Origin of the sequence: Streptomyces roseolilacinus, assembly GCF_014649335.1 — a bacterium.
GTDB lineage: Bacteria > Actinomycetota > Actinomycetes > Streptomycetales > Streptomycetaceae > Streptomyces > Streptomyces roseolilacinus.
Window position 1 is genome coordinate 680773 of sequence record NZ_BMSV01000001.1, and the last position, 15361, is coordinate 696133.

Annotated in this window: 16 protein-coding genes and 1 pseudogene; 3 read left to right on the forward strand and 14 right to left on the reverse strand. The window is 75.8% G+C overall.

The genetic code is table 11. The annotated features are described in order from the left end of the window. Window positions 1-12: 12 nt before the first annotated feature. Window positions 13-786, forward strand: coding sequence for an SDR family NAD(P)-dependent oxidoreductase (locus IE106_RS03025; RefSeq protein ID WP_189529649.1), 774 nt, complete (start codon window positions 13-15; stop codon window positions 784-786). Between the two features lie 114 nt (window positions 787-900). Here IE106_RS03025 and groL read toward each other — a convergent pair whose 3' ends face one another. From groL to IE106_RS03040, 3 genes are all read right to left on the reverse strand, one after another. Beyond that, on the reverse strand, window positions 901-2535 hold the full coding sequence (groL, locus tag IE106_RS03030) for a chaperonin GroEL (protein ID WP_189529650.1): 1635 nt from the start codon (window positions 2533-2535) through the stop codon (window positions 901-903). Between the two features lie 118 nt (window positions 2536-2653). Continuing rightward, window positions 2654-2962 carry a co-chaperone GroES gene (groES, locus tag IE106_RS03035; protein ID WP_189529651.1) on the reverse strand — a complete coding sequence of 103 codons (309 nt, stop codon included), beginning with the start codon at window positions 2960-2962 and terminating at the stop codon, window positions 2654-2656. Window positions 2963-3214: 252 nt separating this feature from the next. Next, a complete protein-coding gene (locus IE106_RS03040) occupies window positions 3215-4189 on the reverse strand; it encodes a polysaccharide deacetylase family protein (RefSeq protein ID WP_189529652.1) in 975 nt (324 codons plus the stop codon). 93 nt (window positions 4190-4282) lie between these two features. On the opposite strand from IE106_RS03040, the gene IE106_RS03045 reads away from it, so the two are divergent. Further along, complete coding sequence (locus IE106_RS03045) at window positions 4283-5485, forward strand: class I SAM-dependent methyltransferase (protein ID WP_189529653.1); 1203 nt, start codon at window positions 4283-4285, stop codon at window positions 5483-5485. Here the strand turns inward: IE106_RS03045 and IE106_RS03050 are convergent. The 5 genes and pseudogenes from IE106_RS03050 to tsaB all read right to left on the reverse strand — a co-directional run bounded on the left by IE106_RS03050 (window position 5415) and on the right by tsaB (window position 8946). Then, the gene (locus IE106_RS03050) at window positions 5415-6095 is read right to left on the reverse strand and encodes a hypothetical protein (protein WP_189529654.1); all 681 of its coding nucleotides are present in this window, start codon (window positions 6093-6095) and stop codon (window positions 5415-5417) included. The genes IE106_RS03045 and IE106_RS03050 overlap by 71 nt on opposite strands. A gap of 104 nt (window positions 6096-6199) precedes the next feature. Next, entirely contained in the window at window positions 6200-6526 is a 327-nt protein-coding gene (locus tag IE106_RS03055) for a hypothetical protein (protein WP_229839958.1), read from the reverse strand. Further along, the gene (tsaD, locus tag IE106_RS03060) at window positions 6523-7629 is read right to left on the reverse strand and encodes a tRNA (adenosine(37)-N6)-threonylcarbamoyltransferase complex transferase subunit TsaD (RefSeq protein ID WP_189529655.1); all 1107 of its coding nucleotides are present in this window, start codon (window positions 7627-7629) and stop codon (window positions 6523-6525) included. The genes IE106_RS03055 and tsaD overlap by 4 nt, the downstream gene beginning before the upstream one ends. A 154-nt stretch (window positions 7630-7783) precedes the next feature. Beyond that, a pseudogene (gene rimI, locus IE106_RS03065) lies at window positions 7784-8296 on the reverse strand (ribosomal protein S18-alanine N-acetyltransferase); the annotation flags it as partial. Next, entirely contained in the window at window positions 8293-8946 is a 654-nt protein-coding gene (gene tsaB / locus IE106_RS03070) for a tRNA (adenosine(37)-N6)-threonylcarbamoyltransferase complex dimerization subunit type 1 TsaB (protein WP_189529657.1), read from the reverse strand. The gene tsaB and the pseudogene rimI, both read right to left, overlap by 4 nt. A gap of 102 nt (window positions 8947-9048) precedes the next feature. Between tsaB and IE106_RS03075 the strand changes: the two genes are divergently transcribed. Then, window positions 9049-9627, forward strand: coding sequence for a L,D-transpeptidase (locus IE106_RS03075; RefSeq protein ID WP_229839960.1), 579 nt, complete (start codon window positions 9049-9051; stop codon window positions 9625-9627). Window positions 9628-9688: 61 nt separating this feature from the next. Here the strand turns inward: IE106_RS03075 and IE106_RS03080 are convergent, their stop codons facing one another. From IE106_RS03080 to IE106_RS03105, 6 genes are all read right to left on the reverse strand, one after another. After that, window positions 9689-9904, reverse strand: coding sequence for a hypothetical protein (locus IE106_RS03080; protein WP_189529658.1), 216 nt, complete (start codon window positions 9902-9904; stop codon window positions 9689-9691). Window positions 9905-10057: 153 nt separating this feature from the next. Then, a complete protein-coding gene (tsaE, locus tag IE106_RS03085) occupies window positions 10058-10582 on the reverse strand; it encodes a tRNA (adenosine(37)-N6)-threonylcarbamoyltransferase complex ATPase subunit type 1 TsaE (RefSeq protein ID WP_189529659.1) in 525 nt (174 codons plus the stop codon). A 10-nt stretch (window positions 10583-10592) separates the two neighbouring features. Further along, complete coding sequence (locus IE106_RS03090; protein WP_189529660.1) at window positions 10593-11747, reverse strand: alpha/beta fold hydrolase; 1155 nt, start codon at window positions 11745-11747, stop codon at window positions 10593-10595. Window positions 11748-11820: 73 nt separating this feature from the next. Beyond that, entirely contained in the window at window positions 11821-13008 is a 1188-nt protein-coding gene (alr, locus tag IE106_RS03095) for an alanine racemase (RefSeq protein ID WP_189529661.1), read from the reverse strand. Between the two features lie 187 nt (window positions 13009-13195). Further along, window positions 13196-13828: an SMI1/KNR4 family protein gene (locus IE106_RS03100; RefSeq protein ID WP_229839962.1), complete on the reverse strand. Its 633-nt coding sequence runs from the start codon at window positions 13826-13828 to the stop codon at window positions 13196-13198. Window positions 13829-13861: 33 nt separating this feature from the next. After that, window positions 13862-15358, reverse strand: coding sequence for an NAD(P)H-hydrate dehydratase (locus tag IE106_RS03105; RefSeq protein WP_229839965.1), 1497 nt, complete (start codon window positions 15356-15358; stop codon window positions 13862-13864). Window positions 15359-15361 lie beyond the last annotated feature (3 nt).

Consider the following 15361-nt stretch of genomic DNA (forward strand, 5'->3'; position numbering starts at 1 on the left):
AACGTGCCGCGTATGACGAGTGCACTGATTACTGGCGCGACGGCGGGTATCGGGGCCGCCTTCGCGCGGCGGCTGGCGGCCGACGGCCACGACGTGGTCCTGGTCGCCCGCGACGTGGAACGACTCCGGGAGCAGGCGACCGAACTGCACGACCGGCACGGTGTGGAGGCGGAGGTGCTGCCCGCGGACCTCGCCCGGGAGGCGGGCATCGCCGCCGTGGAGGCGCGGCTCTCCGACCCGAAGCGGCCGGTGGACCTGCTGGTCAACAACGCGGGGTTCGGCAACAAGGGCCGCTTCCTCGACGTGGCGATGGCCGACGAGCTGAAGATGCTGAAGGTGCACTGCGAGGCGGTGCTGCGGCTGACGGCCGCGGCGACGGCGACGATGCGGGAGCGGCGGCGGGGCGGCGTGGTGAACGTCGCGTCCGTCGCCGCCTTCGTGCCGCGCGGCACCTACGGGGCGTCGAAGGCGTGGGTCGTGCAGTTCACCCAGGGCGCGGCGCGGGACCTGGCGGGGAGCGGGGTGCGGCTGATGGCGCTGTGCCCCGGTTTCGTACGGACGGAGTTCCACCAGCGGGCCGGGATGGGCACGGACAACATCCCGGGGTGGATGTGGCTGGACGCCGACCGGGTCGTGGCGGACGCGCTGGCGGACCTGGCGCGCGGGCGGACGCTGTCGGTCCCGGACCCGCGGTACAAGGCGCTGATGGGCGTGGTGAAGCTGGTGCCGCGCGGGCTGCTGGGCGGGGTGAGCTCGCGGGCGGGGCGCAAGTACGGCCCGCGGTAGGGCGGGCGGCACCGGTACGGGCGAGGCCCGGTACCCCCGAGGGGGTACCGGGCCTCGCCGTGTCCGGCGCGCGCCCCGGCGGCGGGGCCGGGACGCGCGGGCGCTGACGGTGCGTCAGTGGGAGTGACCGTGGCCGTGGCCGTGGCCGTGGCCCGCGTCCGCCGGCTCCTCTTCCTTCTTCTCCACCACGAGGGTCTCGGTGGTGAGGAGGAGGGAGGCGATCGACGCGGCGTTCTCCAGCGCGGAGCGGGTGACCTTCACCGGGTCGATGACGCCGGCCTTGACCAGGTCGCCGTACTCGCCGGTGGCGGCGTTGAAGCCCTGGCCCTTGTCGAGGTCCGCGACCTTCGAGGTGATGACGTAGCCCTCGAGACCGGCGTTCTCGGCGATCCAGCGCAGCGGCTCGACGGCGGCGCGGCGGACGACCGCGACACCGGTGGCCTCGTCGCCTTCCTTGCCGAGGTTGTCCTCGAGCACCTTCACGGCGTGGACCAGCGCGGAGCCACCACCGGAGACGATGCCCTCCTCGACCGCGGCGCGGGTCGCGGAGATGGCGTCCTCCAGACGGTGCTTCTTCTCCTTCAGCTCCACCTCGGTGGCGGCGCCGACCTTGATGACGCACACGCCGCCGGCGAGCTTCGCGAGGCGCTCCTGGAGCTTCTCGCGGTCCCAGTCGGAGTCGGTCGTCTCGATCTCGGCCTTGATCTGGGCGACGCGGCCCGTGACGTCCTCGGAGTTGCCGCCACCGTCGACGATGGTGGTGTCGTCCTTGGTGACGGTCACGCGGCGGGCGGTGCCCAGCACGTCCAGGCCGACCTGGTCGATCTTGAGGCCGACCTCCTCGGCGATCACGGTGGCGCCGGTGAGGGCGGCCATGTCGCCGAGCATCGCCTTGCGGCGGTCGCCGAAGCCGGGGGCCTTGACCGCGACGGCGTTGAACGTGCCGCGGATCTTGTTCACGACGAGGGTCGACAGGGCCTCGCCCTCGACGTCCTCGGCGATGATCAGCAGCGGCTTGGAGCCACCGGTCTGGATGATCTTCTCCAGGAGGGGCAGCAGGTCCGCGATGGCGGCGATCTTGCCCTGGTGGATCAGGATGTACGGGTCGTCGAGGACGGCCTCCATACGCTCCTGGTCGGTGACCATGTACGGCGACAGGTAGCCCTTGTCGAAGGCCATGCCCTCGGTGAAGTCGAGCTCCAGGCCGAAGGTGTTGGACTCCTCGACGGTGATGACGCCGTCCTTGCCGACCTTGTCCATGGCCTCGGCGATCAGCTCGCCCACCTGCTGGTCCTGGGCGGACAGCGCGGCGACCGCGGCGATGTCGGACTTCTCCTCGATCGGGCGGGCCGTGGCGAGCAGCTCGTCGGAGACGGCCTTGACCGCCGCGTCGATGCCCTTCTTCAGGGCGGACGGGGAGGCACCCGCGGCGACGTTGCGCAGACCCTCGCGGACGAGCGCCTGGGCCAGGACGGTGGCGGTGGTGGTGCCGTCACCCGCGATGTCGTTGGTCTTGGTCGCCACCTCCTTCACCAGCTGGGCGCCGAGGTTCTCGTACGGGTCCTCGACCTCGATCTCGCGGGCGATGGTGACACCGTCGTTGGTGATGGTGGGCGCACCGAACTTCTTGTCGATGACGACGTTGCGGCCCTTGGGGCCGATCGTCACCTTGACGGTGTCGGCAAGCTTGTTGACGCCGCGCTCAAGGGCGCGACGGGCGTCCTCGTCGAACTTCAGGATCTTCGCCATGGGAGCGATTCAGCCCTCTCGGTACTGGATGGAGAGAGAACGGCGCCCCTCGCCGCCCGGCGTACGTGCGGCAGCACATCAGCGGGGGCCAGGGGCGCGGTTCACGGCACGTGGTGGATTACTTCTCGACGATCGCGAGCACGTCGCGGGCCGAGAGGACGAGGTACTCCTCGCCGCTGTACTTCACCTCGGTGCCGCCGTACTTGCTGTAGAGCACGATGTCGCCGGCCTTGACGTCGAGCGGCAGGCGCTCGCCGTTCTCGAAGCGGCCCGGGCCGACGGCCAGGACGACGCCCTCCTGGGGCTTCTCCTTGGCGGTGTCCGGAATGACCAGGCCAGAGGCCGTGGTCTGCTCGGCGTCGAGCGGCTGGACCACGATGCGGTCCTCGAGCGGCTTGATGGCAACCTTGGAGCTGGTGGTCGTCACGATCCGACCTCCCCCTTCGGAGATCTCACGGGGTCAACTGTCTGAGGTGGCGACCAGGTGGATCCGTCGTCGCGGGTGCCGGACCTGCCCGTCGCTGTGTTGGCACTCTCCTGCGGGGAGTGCCAGAGCCGAGACTATGACCGCGGTTAGCACTCGGTCAAGCGGAGTGCCAGTCACCGGCCGCGCGCCGCGTCCGTACCCGCACTGACGTGCGGCGGAAGCCGGGCCGGGCGCCGCCGCGGCGCGTCGCCGCTACACGTAGTCCTCCAGCCGGGCCACCGCGTACCCGCGCGCCGTGATGGTGTCCATGGCCTGCCGGACCATGTCGGCCATCGACCCCTTCCAGTCGCCGCGGCCGCGGAAGTGGGTGAGGACGATGTCGCCCGGATGCAGGTCGCGGTCCCACTCGCGCCACTCCATGCGGTCGGGGAACGCCTCGGCGGTCCACAGCGGCACGGCCTTGATCCCGCAGTCCCGCGCGGCGCGCAGCGTGTCGGAGTCGTAGTTGCCGTACGGCGGGCGGAACAGCGTGGGCCGCTTGCCGTAGTGGCGCTCGATGACGTCCTGCTGGCCGCAGATCTCGTGCTTCTGCTCCGCGTACGACAGCGCGGGCATGTAGGGGTGGGTGAGGGTGTGGTTGTGCAGGGCGACGCCGAGGTCCCGCATGCGCCTGAAGTAGCCGTAGTCCTCCTTGACCAGGTAGTCGCTGAGGAAGGCGCTGTACGGGATGTCGAGTTCGGACATCATCCGCAGCAGCTCGGGGTCCTTCTCCGCGCCGTCGTCGATGGTCAGGAACACGACGCGGTCGCGGGTGGGGACGGTGGTGAAGACCGGCGGGAGGCTCGGGTCGCCGACCTCGAAGCCCTTGCGGAAGGTGATCTCCGGCTTCACCTTCGGCGGGTCCGGCGGGAGGAGCGGCGTCCGCCGCAGGCCCCACCGCCTGGCGGCGGCCGCGCGGGCCGCGTGCTCCCGCCGGAACCGCTCGACGTACGCGGCCAGTGCCCCGGACGCGGTCCGCGGCCGCGCCTGCGGGGCCTGCGGCCCCTGCCCGCCCCGCTCCTGCCCGCCCTGCTCCTGCCCGCCGTGGCGGCCCGCCGCGCCGGTGCCGGGCGGGCCGGCGCCCTCCGCCGCGCAGGCCGTCCCCAGGGCGGCGGCGAGCAGCACCGCGGCCACTCCCCGATTGATCCGATTTACCGATGATGGACGCTTTTGTCGTACTAGCTGCATGGCGCCGCATCCTGTCAGCGCGGCGCCCCCGCACCCGGCCGACACCGCCGCCGGGCCGGCGCCCGTCCCCCGGCCGGCCCACGCTGGACCAGAATGGGACGGGTGACCGATCTCGCCGCCTTCTCCTCGCTCCTCACCGACGAGGGCCGGGGCCTCCTCGCCGACCTGCGCCACTACGACCCCGCCCAGGAGCTGGCCGTCGCCTCCCGGCTGCGCCGCGACCACCCCGCGGAGCTGGTGTCGGCGGCGCTCGGGCAGGCGCGGCTGCGGCAGCGGGCGGTGGCGAAGTTCGGCGCCGACGACGCGTACCGGATGTTCTTCACCCCGAACGGCGTCGAGCAGTCCACGCGCGCCTCGGTCGCCCGCCACCGCGCGGCGTCCTTCGCCCGGCTCGGCGTGCGGCGCGTCGCGGACCTGTGCTGCGGCATCGGCGGCGACGCGGTGGCGCTGGCCCGCGCGGGCATCGCCGTCCTCGCCGTCGACCGCGACCCGCTCACGGCGGCCGTCGCCCGCGCCAACGTCGAGGCGCTGGGGATCGCCGACCTGGTCGAGGTGCGCTGCGCCGACGTCACGGAGGTCGACACCTCCGCGTATGACGCCGTGTTCGTCGACCCGGCGCGCAGGGGCGGGCGGGGCCGGATCTTCGACCCGGAGGCGTACTCGCCGCCCCTGTCGTGGGCGGTGGACGCGGCCCGCCGGGCCCCGTACGCGGCGCTGAAGGTCGCGCCGGGCATCCCGCACGAGGTGGTGCCGCCGGAGGCCGAGGCGGAGTGGATCTCGGACGGCGGGGACGTGAAGGAGGCCGTGCTGTGGTTCGGTACGGCTCCGGGGTCCGTGCGGGCGACGCTGCTGCCGTCCGGCGCCGCCCTGGCCACGTCCGCGCCGCTGCCCGCCCCGCCGGTCCGGGGGGTCGGGCGCTACCTGTACGAGCCGGACGGCGCCGTCATCCGGGCGCACCTGGTCGCGGAGGTCGCCGCGCGGCTGGACGGCGGGCTGGTCGACGAGACGATCGCGTACGTCACGGCGGACGAGCTGCGCCCGACGCCGTACGCCGCCGCGTACGAGATCACCGACGAGCTGCCGTTCAACCTGAAGCGGCTGAAGGCGCTGCTGCGGGAGCGCGAGGTGGGCACCCTGACGGTGAAGAAGCGCGGCTCGGCGGTGGAGCCGGAGGAGGTGCGCCGCCGGGTGAAGCCGAAGGGCCCGCACGCGGCGACGGTGTTCCTCACGCGGGTGGCGGGTGCTCCGACGATGCTGGTGGGGCGGCCGGCCGCGGCGCCGGCGGAGCGGGGCTGAGCAGCCGTACGGCCAGCCGGTAGTGGGCCACGGCCTTCGCCGCGCCCGCGAGGCCGCTGAGCCACAGCAGGAGCCCGGCGCCGACCCCGTACGCGACCTCGGCGTACGTGGTGGTGCCCGGCCGCGCCGACACGGGCACCGCGACGCAGAGCCCCAGCCCGGCCGCGCACAGCGCGAACGACACGAGCAGCCACGTCAGGCTCGGCCCGGGCGCCCGGTGGCGGGCGTCGTGCGCGGGGGCGCGGTCCAGGGCGGCCCACCGGGCGAACAGCCGGCGCGCCGTCAGGTCCCGGCGCACGCCCGCGACCTGGAAGTACGCGGCGGGGAGGAGCGCCCCGGCGCCCAGCCCGGCCAGGACGACGGACACGGCGGCGCCGAGCGGGTCCAGGGCCTCGTCGAACGTGACGAGCGCGGCGCCGACCAGCCCCCAGCCGACCTCCAGCAGCAGCAGCCACAGCAGGAACGCCGCCAGCCGGCCGCCGCCGAGCATCCGCCCGCCCAACTCGCCCATCGCCCGGTCCCGGTCGGCGAGCAGCGCCGCACGGTCGGGCCAGGTGCGCAGGTGCGGGGGCGGCGGGGGCGGCGGCAGGTCACGGAGGCTGGGGGACACGGGGAGAGGCTAGACGCCCGCCGCCCGGCCGCCCCCCGCCGGGGGTACCGGCCCGCCCGCCGCGAACGGAGCGGGCGGGCGGGGCCGTTCCCCGTCTCCCGTCCCTACGACGAACGGGCCGCCCCCGGATCGGGGCGGCCGGGGGCGTCCCCCAAAAGCTCCTCCCCGGCCCCGTCGGCGACGCCGTGCGAGACGAAGCTCCAGCGGTGGACCGGGCGGGTGAGCAGGTCGGCGGGCGGCTCCGGGAGCTCCGGGAGCGGCGCGCCTTCCGGGGCGTCCCACCAGGTCAGGACCAGGACCCGGTCCTGCGCCGCGGTGAACGTCTCGCGGCGCAGCGGCAGGGCGGGCAGCCGCTGGGCGCGGGCCCACTCCAGGAGGTCGGCGCCGCGGCCGGGGACGGCGCGGGCCTCCCACATCAGCGTGACCGTCACGAGTACAGGTTCTCCTTGCTGATCTCGTGCAGGTGGTCGTGGTCGTGGTCGTGGTCGTGGTTCCCCGGCACGTGGGGGTCCGTGACCGGCAGCGACGAGTCCGCGGACAGCTCCAGGTCGGAGGCGGGCCGGTTGCGGGCGACCATCTCGGCGCCGAGCGCGGCGACCATCGCGCCGTTGTCGGTGCACAGGCCGGGGCGGGGCACCCGCAGCCGGATGCCGGCGCGTTCGCAGCGCTCCTCCGCCAGGGCGCGCAGCCGGGAGTTGGCGGCGACGCCGCCGCCGATCATCAGGTGGTCGACGCCCTGGTCCTTGCAGGCCCGCACGGCCTTGCGGGTCAGCACGTCGACGACCGCCTCCTGGAACGACGCGGCCACGTCGCGTACGGGCACGTCCTCGCCGGCGTTCCGCTTGGCCTCGACCCAGCGGGCGACGGCGGTCTTGAGGCCGGAGAAGGAGAAGTCGTACGCGGGGTCGCGCGACCCGGTCAGTCCGCGCGGGAAGGCGATGGCGTTCGGGTCGCCCTCCTTGGCCAGCCGGTCGATGACCGGGCCGCCGGGGAAGCCCAGGTTCAGCACGCGCGCGATCTTGTCGAAGGCCTCGCCCGCCGCGTCGTCGATCGTGGCGCCCATGGGGCGGACGTCGGAGGTGATGTCGGGGGCGAGGAGCAGCGAGGAGTGGCCGCCGCTGACCAGCAGCGCCATCGTCGGCTCGGGCAGCGGGCCGTGCTCCAGCTGGTCGACGCAGATGTGCGACGCCAGGTGGTTCACCCCGTACAGCGGCTTGTCCAGGGCGTAGGCGTACGCCTTGGCGGCGGAGACGCCGACGAGCAGCGCGCCCGCGAGGCCGGGGCCGGCGGTGACCGCGATGCCGTCGAGGTCGCGCGCGGAGACCCCGGCGTCCTTCAGGGCGCGCTCGATGGTCGGGACCATGGCCTCCAGGTGGGCGCGGGAGGCGATCTCGGGGACGACGCCGCCGAACCGGGCGTGCGCGTCCACGCTCGACGCGACGGCGTTCGCGAGCAGGGTGGTGCCGCGGACGATGCCGACGCCGGTCTCGTCGCAGGAGGTCTCGATACCGAGGACGAGGGGTTCGTCAGCCATGGGTCTCAGCGCTCTCAGTGGTCTCGGTGGTCTCGGTTGGCTCGGTGGTCCCGGAAGGTCCGGGAAGCCCGGGAGCGGTCCCGGGGAGTGCGGAAGCGGTCCCGGGGGGCCCGGGAGCGGGCTCGGGGGTGTCGGCGGGGCCGGGCGGTTCGGGCGTCTCGGCCGTGTCCTGGACGGTCAGCCGCATCACGAGCGCGTCGACGTTCCCCGGCTGGTAGTAGCCGCGGCGGAAGCCGATCGGTTCGAAGCCGAAGCGCTCGTACAGCCTCTGGGCCCGGGTGTTGTCCACCCGCACCTCCAGGAGCACCTCCTCGCACTCGAAGGCGGTGGCGTGGTGGAGCAGCTCGGTCAGCAGGCGGGCGCCGAGCCCGGTGCCCCAGTGGTCGCGGGCGACGGCGATGGTCTGGACGTCGCCGAGCCCGCCGGCCGCCGCGAGCCCCGCGTACCCGACGATCCGCGCGGCGTGCCCGCCGGACCCGCCCTCCGCGCCCGTCGCGGGCTCCTCCGCGACGACGTACCGGCGGGTCGACCGCGGGCCGCGCGCGTGGGCCAGCTCGGACCAGAACATCCCCTCCGACCAGGCGTCCTCCGGGAACAGCTCCCGTTCGAGGTCCAGCACCGGCGCGATGTCCCACCAGCGCATCTCGCGCAGCACGGGCCCGGTCACTTCGGCGTGACCACCTTGTAGTTCTTCGGCACCTGCGCGTCGGGGCGGCGCAGGTACATCGGCAGCGGATCCAGCAGTTCCCCGCCGGCCGCGAGCCGTTCGGCGGCGAGGGCGGCGAGCGCGGCGGCCGACTGGTGCTCGGGGTCGCGGGCGTCCGCGAAGACCTCGCCGTACAGCCGCGCCCCGGCGCCGACGGCCGGGAGGCCGGCCACCCGGTCCGCGATGTCGGCGGGCCGGTCGACGGAAGGCTCGGTCGCGCGGGTGCGGTGGTCGTCGTACCGCGCCCAGTAGACCTCCTTGCGCCGCGCGTCGGTCGCGACGACGAACGGCTCGTCGATGCCGGAGGCGTACGCGAGGCCGTCCAGCGTGCACAGGCCGTGCACGGGGACGCCGAGCGCGGAGGCGAACGTGGCCGCCGTGACCAGGCCGACCCGCAGCCCGGTGTACGGGCCGGGGCCGACGCCCACGACCACGCCCGTGACGGCGTCGAGCTTCAGGCCCGCCTCGCCGAGGACGCGGTGGACGGCGGGCAGCAGCAGCTCCCCGTGCCGCCGGGCGTCGACCTGGCTCGACTGGGCGACGACGGACTGGCCGTCGTGGAGGGCGACGGTGACGGCGGGGGTGGCGGTATCCATGGCGAGCAACAGCACGCGAACAGCCTACGGCGCCCGCGGGGTGGGCACGGCGCCCCCGTACCGGCCGGGCGCTGGTGCTACGGTCACATCGATACGTCGTATGAGAGGTGGGGCAGCGTGGCAAGGAGCAGCTCGGGATTCGTGGCCGGGCTCACGGCGGCGGCGCTCGCGGCGGTCGGCTTCCTCGCCTACCAGGCGTCGGCCACCGCCCCCGCCGACCTCCGGTCCGGGGCGAAGGCCACCGGCTCCCCCTCGCCGTCCGCGTCGGCCGCCCCCTCCGCGCCGGGCGCGCCGGGCAAGCCCGCGGACGACGCCCTGGCCCTGCCGCCCGGGTCGGGTTCCGGTGAGCGGGTCGTGTACGCGCTGGCCGACCGGCGGGTCTGGCTGGTCGACGAGAGCGGCAAGGTCATCCGCACCTTCCCGGTCATGCCGAGCGCGGTCAGCCCGGCGCCCGGTACGTACGCGGTGACGTCCCGGTCGGGCACGGTCCGCGGCTCCGACGGGGTGCAGGTCGAGCACGTGGTGCGGTTCGCGACGGTGGAGGGGGTCACGGTCGGCTTCAGCGCGGCCGTCGACGGCTCCATGTCCAGCCCCGACCCGACCCGCCGTACGGGCGGGGTGCGGATGGCGCGGGCGGACGGCGACGCGCTGTGGACGTTCGCGACGGTCGACGCGAAGGTCGTCGTCGTCCCCTGACGGGCGCGGCGCCGCGCGCGTCACGCCCTTCCGGCGCTCCGGGTGCGCCCCGTGGCGGCGGTCACGCGGCCCGGGGCGCTTCGTGTTCCTCCGGGCGGCCCTCCGGGCGGTCGGCGTCGGCCGCCGTGTCGTCGGACTCGCCGTCGGCCCGGGCCGGCTCCCGGGCGAGGGCCGGGCGCGGCGGGGTGGACACGGCGTTCGCGGCCGCGCAGGACGCCAGCAGGTCACGCATGGACACCCCCGACGGCTGCGGCCGGTCCGGCTGCTGCTGCGGCATGGTTGCCTCCTGGCTCCGCTGGCGGGACGGGCGAGTTAGGTAGACCTAACCAGCGACTGGTATCCATGTGACCACGCCTCGGAGGTACGGCGCAACAATGTGCCGACAACTTGTCGGAAAGTACGGGCGTCCGCCGGTACGCGGGGCGTGTGATCAGCGCGGAACGAGGTCCACGCCCTGCCAGCGCGCCCCCACGCCCGTCAGCGTCACCTCGCGCCGGTCGTCGTCCGTGGCACCGACGACCCGGTCGATCACCACGTGCAGCCGGTCGTCGGTCAGCTCCTCGACCTTGCCCTCGCCCCACTCGACCACGACCACCGAGTCGGGCAGCGAGACGTCCAGGTCGAGGTCCTCCATCTCGTCGAGGCCGCCGCCCAGCCGGTACGCGTCGACGTGCACCAGCGCGGGGCCGCCGACCAGGGACGGGTGGACGCGGGCGATGACGAACGTCGGGGAGGTGACCGCGCCGCGCACGCCGAGGCCCTCGCCGAGGCCGCGCGTCAGGGTCGTCTTGCCGGCGCCCAGCTCGCCGGTGAGCATCACGAGGTCGCCGGGGCGCAGCAGCCCGGCGAGGGCGCGGCCGAGCTCCTGCATCTCCTCGGGCGAGTGGACGGTGAGGCGGGCGGTGGTGGTGGGGGTCCCGGTGGTCCCCGTGGTGTCGGTGTGCGCTGCTTCCATACCCGCCAACCTAACCGCTGCCGGTGGCCGCCCCCGCCGCGTCCGGGGCGAGCGCGCCGGCCCGCACCAGCAGTTCCCGCAGCCGCGCCGTGACCGCCTCCGGGTGCTCCAGCATCACCAGGTGCCCCCCGTCCGGCACGAGGACCAGTTCCGCGCCCGGCAGGAGCGCGGCGATGGCCTCGGTGTGCGACCGGGGCGTGACCACGTCCCTCTCGCCGGCCAGGGCCAGGACGGGGACGCCCGCCTCGGCGAGGACCGCCAGCGCGTCGGCCTTGTCGTGCTCGGCGAAGGCCGGGTAGAAGTCCGCGACCACGTCTATCGGCGTCGCCTCGATCATCCGCTCGGCGAACCGGGCGACGACCGGGTCCACGTCCCGCGACCCGAAGCTGTACCGCTTGACCAGCCCGGCGAACAGGTCGGCCGTGGCCCGCCGCCCCCGCTCCACCAGCTCCGCGCGCGTCCCGAGCGCCCGCAGGACGCCGGGCAGCACGCGCCGCACCGCCTGGGCGGGCACCGTGGGCAGGCCGTAGGTGAGCTCCGCGAGCCGCCCCGAGGAGGTGCCGACGAACGCGACGCCGGCGACGCGGTCCCGGACGAGCTCCGGGTACTGGTCCACCAGCGCCATGACGGTCATCCCGCCCATGGAGTGCCCGACCAGCACCAGGGGCCCCTCCGGCGCGGCCGCGTCGATGACGGCCTTCAGGTCGCGTCCGAGCCGGTCGATGGAGACGGGCCCGGCCCCCCGTCCGGACCGCCCGTGGCTGCGCTGGTCCCAGTACACGCCGCGCACCAGGCCCCGCAGGGCGGACCGCTGGAAGTGCCAGGAGTCCTGGCTGAGGCAGTAGCCGTGGCTGAAGACGACGGTGGGGCGCCCGGCGCGGGAGGCGCCCGCGGGGCCGTCGGGGTCCTCGGTCTCGTAGTGCAGGACGGTGCCGTCGTCGGCGCTCGCCGTGCCGGGGGTGCCGCGCAGGGCGCCGTAGGGGGCGGAGGCGTCCAGGGCGAGGCGGGCCTTCCGGCGGACGCCCCGGCCCACGGTGAGCCGCTCCAGGGCGACCCCCGCGGCCGCGCCCGCCGCGACCACGCCGATGGCCGCGCCCGCGACCCCGGCGCGCCGCCGCCAGATCCCGGCCGCCGCCACCTCGCCCGCCGCCGCGGCCGCCTCCACGACGGCCGCGCCGACCGCCGAGGCCGCCGCGCCCGCCCCCGTCCCCGTCCCGGTCTCCGTCACGACTCCCCCACTACCCCCGCTCGTGGAGGTGGACGCGCGGCACGCGCGCGCCGACGCGCGTGACGATCTCGTACGCGATGGTCCCGGCCGCCCGCGCCCAGTCCTCGGCCGTGGGCTCGCCGTCGTCGCCGGGCCCGAACAGCACCGCGCGGGCGCCCGGCTCCACCGTGTCGTCGCCCAGGTCCAGGACGAACTGGTCCATCGCGACCCGGCCGGCCACGGTCCGCACGGCGCCGCCCAGCAGCACGGGGCCGCGGCCCGAGGCGTGGCGGGGGACGCCGTCCGCGTAGCCGAGCGGGACGAGGGCGAGGGTCGTCTCGCGGTCGGTGACGTAGTGGTGGCCGTAGCTGATGCCGAGGCCCTGCGGCGCCTGCTTCACGGACGCCACGTCGGCGCTCAGCCGCATCACGGGCCGCAGCCCGAAGTCGGCGGGGGTGCCCAGCTCGGGGCTGGGCGAGATGCCGTACATCGCCACGCCGGTGCGGACGAGGTCGAAGTGCGTCTCGGGGAGGGTGAGGGTGGCGGGCGAGTTGGCCATGTGCCGCACCTCGGGCTCGACGCCGGCCTTCTCCGCGTACTCCAGCATCTCGTGGAAGCGCGTCAGCTGGGCGTCGATCGAGGGGTGGCCGGGCTCGTCGGCGCAGGCGAAGTGGGACCACAGGCCGGTGACCCGCACGTCGCCGTCGGCCTGGGCCTTCAGGGCCTCGCCGACGAGGCGGGGCCAGTCGCCGGCCAGGCAGCCGTTGCGGCCGAGGCCGGTGTCGGCCTTGAGCTGGATCCGGGCGGGGCGGCCGGCGGCGCGGGCGGCCGCGACGACCTCGTCGAGGGCCCACAGTCCGCTGACGGCGATGTCGACGTCCGCGTCGACGGCGGCGCGGAACGGCCCGCCGGGCGTCCACAGCCAGCACAGGACCGGGGCGTCGATCCCGGCGGCGCGCAGCGCGAGCGCCTCGTAGGGGGTGGCCGTGCCGAGCCAGGCGGCCCCCGCGTCGAGTGCGGCGCGGGCGCACGGCACGGCGCCGTGCCCGTACGCGTCGGCCTTCACGACCCCCATGACCCGGGCGCCGCTCGGCGCGACCCGGGCCCGTAGCGCGCGGACGTTGGCGCGGAGCGCGGCGAGGTCGATCTCGGCACGGGCGCGGTTGTCGGGGCGCTCGGGCTCGTGGGTGGCGCGGGAGCGCTGCGGTGTCTCACTCATCGCGCCCAGTGTCTCAGGTACGCCCCCGGTCCCCCGGCGCCCGGCCCTGTCACCCACCTCACTCCGGCGGACCCCGCCCCGCTCCGACGGACCCCGCCCCGCGACGGCGTCCGTCCCGCTCCGACCGCGCCCGCCCACCGGCCCCGGCACCGATCCGCCGGCCCCGGCACCCGGCCGCCGCGCCGGGTCAGGCGCCGCCCGGCCGGTCCGGGCGGGGCTGGGCGTACGGGTCGGGGTCGCCGGTGACCGGGTCGAGGCCCGCCAGGTAGCGGCGCTGCTCCTCCCGCCAGTGCACGAAGCGGACCGGCGCGCCGTCCCAGAAGACCAGGCTGACCGGCGGGTCGTCGTACTCGTCCGCCAGCAGCCGGTACAGGAACTCCGCCATGCCGCAGGGGTGGACGGTGAACGTCGGCGACGTGTGCCGCCCGCGCACGACGACCGGCCACCGGTCGGGGTCCGCGTCGGAGGTCAGCCAGCACAGGATGTCCGGCCCGGCCGTGACGCCCCAGGCGAGGAGGTGCTCCGGGTCGACGTCCAGCGCGTCGCGGCCGCCCTCCGCTCGCCAGGCGTGCCGGACGTTCGCGGTCTCCTCGGCGAGGTCGGCGGGCGGCCACCGCAGGCCCTCCCGCGGCAGCGGCAGCAGGACGACGGCCTCGCCGTTGATGGAGCCGCCGCCGTACCGGGCCATGAAGTCCCGGTAGTCGGTGGGGAACCCGACCCCCCACCGGGCCTCGGCGGCCGCCCAGTCGACCTGTTCGTCCGCCCCGTGGACCGGCGGCATGAGCCGCGTCAGCGCGGCGACGTGCGGGTTCTCCCCCACGATCTCTCCCACCCCCTGGAAAACGACCAAATCCTACGAGCCCGGCGGCCGCCGCCCGGCGCCGCCCTCGGTCCCCGCCGGCCCGCCGTCCAGGCCGGCCCGGGGCGCCCCCGCCGCGTCCCGCCAGGCGCCCGGCAGCGCCTCGGCCACCTCGTGGGCGGTCAGCGGGGCGCCCCGGGCCGCGCGGCGGGCCGCCAGGCCGTGCAGGTACGCCGCCGTCGACGCCGCGTCGCGCGGGGCCAGGCCCGCCGCCAGGAGCGAACCCGTCAGGCCCGACAGGACGTCGCCGCTGCCGGCCGTGGCCAGCCACGGCGTCCCCGTCGGGTTCACCCGCACCGGGACGTCCGGGTCCGGGTCGGCGACCAGCGTCGTGGAGCCCTTCAGCAGCACCGTCGCCCCGTACCGCCCCGCCAGTTCCCGCACCGCCTCCAGCCGCCGCGCCTCCACGTCCTCGCGGGCGGTGCCCAGCAGGGCCGCCGCCTCGCCCGCGTGCGGGGTGAGCACGGTCGGCGCCGGGCGGGCCCGTACCGCCGCCGGGTCCAGCGGCCGCAGCCCGTCCGCGTCGACCAGCACCGGCACGTCCGAGGCCAGGACGTCCTCCACGCCCGGCGTGTCCGCGAGCCCCGGCCCGATCACCCACGCCTGGACCCGCCCCGCCCGCCCCGGCGGCCCCGGGTGCACCAGCGTCTCCGGGTACCGGGCCAGCACGGCGTCACCGGCCGGCCCCACGTACCGCACGGCCCCCGCGCCGCCGCGCAGCGCGCCCGCGACGGCCAGCACGGCCGCGCCCGGGTAGCGCGCCGACCCGGCGACGACCCCGACGACCCCGCGCCGGTACTTGTCGCTCTCCGCCGCCGGCACCGGCAGCAGCCGCGCCACGTCGGCGTGCTGGAGTGCCTCCAGCTCCGGCGTCGGCAGCAGGTCCCCGAGGCCGATGTCGACGAGCCGCACGGCGCCCGCGTACTCCCGCGCCGGGTCGACGAGCAGCCCCGGCTTGTACGCCCCGAACGTCACCGTCGCGTCGGCCCGCACCGCCTCCCCGTCGACGGCTCCCGTGTCCGCGTCGACGCCGCTCGGCAGGTCCACGGCGACCACCACCGCCCCGGAGGCGCGCGACGCCCGGACGACCGGCACGGCGTCCGGGCGCAGGCCGCCGCGCCCGCCGATCCCGGTGATCCCGTCCAGGACCAGGTCGGCGCGCGCCAGCACGGCGAACGGGTCGTCCGCGACCCGCCCCCCGGCCCGCACCAGCGCGTCGAGGCCGCCCTGGTGGATCCGCGCGCCGAGCGGCACCGCCGACACCCCCGCCCCGCGCCGGGCGAGCCGCGCCCCGGCGTACAGGGCGTCACCGCCGTTGGCGCCGCCGCCGACGAGGAGGACGACCCGCGCCCCGTACACCCGCCCCAGCAACCCCGCGCAGGCGCCGGCCAGTCCGGCCGCCGCCCGCTGCATCAACGCCCCCTCCGGGAGCCCGGCCATCAGCGCGGCCTCGGCGGCCCGCACGCTCCGAACGCGATACGCAGTACGCATACG

Bases quoted from the DNA above. Each gene is read 5' to 3' on its own strand.
- IE106_RS03025 (WP_189529649.1), top strand. From the start codon at position 13: ATGACGAGTGCACTGATTACTGGCGCGACGGCGGGTATCGGGGCCGCC.
- groL (WP_189529650.1), bottom strand. From the start codon at position 2,535: ATGGCGAAGATCCTGAAGTTCGACGAGGACGCCCGTCGCGCCCTTGAG.
- IE106_RS03040 (WP_189529652.1), bottom strand. From the start codon at position 4,189: ATGCAGCTAGTACGACAAAAGCGTCCATCATCGGTAAATCGGATCAAT.
- IE106_RS03045 (WP_189529653.1), top strand. From the start codon at position 4,283: ATGGGACGGGTGACCGATCTCGCCGCCTTCTCCTCGCTCCTCACCGAC.
- tsaD (WP_189529655.1), bottom strand. From the start codon at position 7,629: ATGGCTGACGAACCCCTCGTCCTCGGTATCGAGACCTCCTGCGACGAG.
- IE106_RS03080 (WP_189529658.1), bottom strand. From the start codon at position 9,904: ATGCCGCAGCAGCAGCCGGACCGGCCGCAGCCGTCGGGGGTGTCCATG.
- tsaE (WP_189529659.1), bottom strand. From the start codon at position 10,582: ATGGAAGCAGCGCACACCGACACCACGGGGACCACCGGGACCCCCACC.
- alr (WP_189529661.1), bottom strand. From the start codon at position 13,008: ATGAGTGAGACACCGCAGCGCTCCCGCGCCACCCACGAGCCCGAGCGC.
- IE106_RS03105 (WP_229839965.1), bottom strand. From the start codon at position 15,358: ATGCGTACTGCGTATCGCGTTCGGAGCGTGCGGGCCGCCGAGGCCGCG.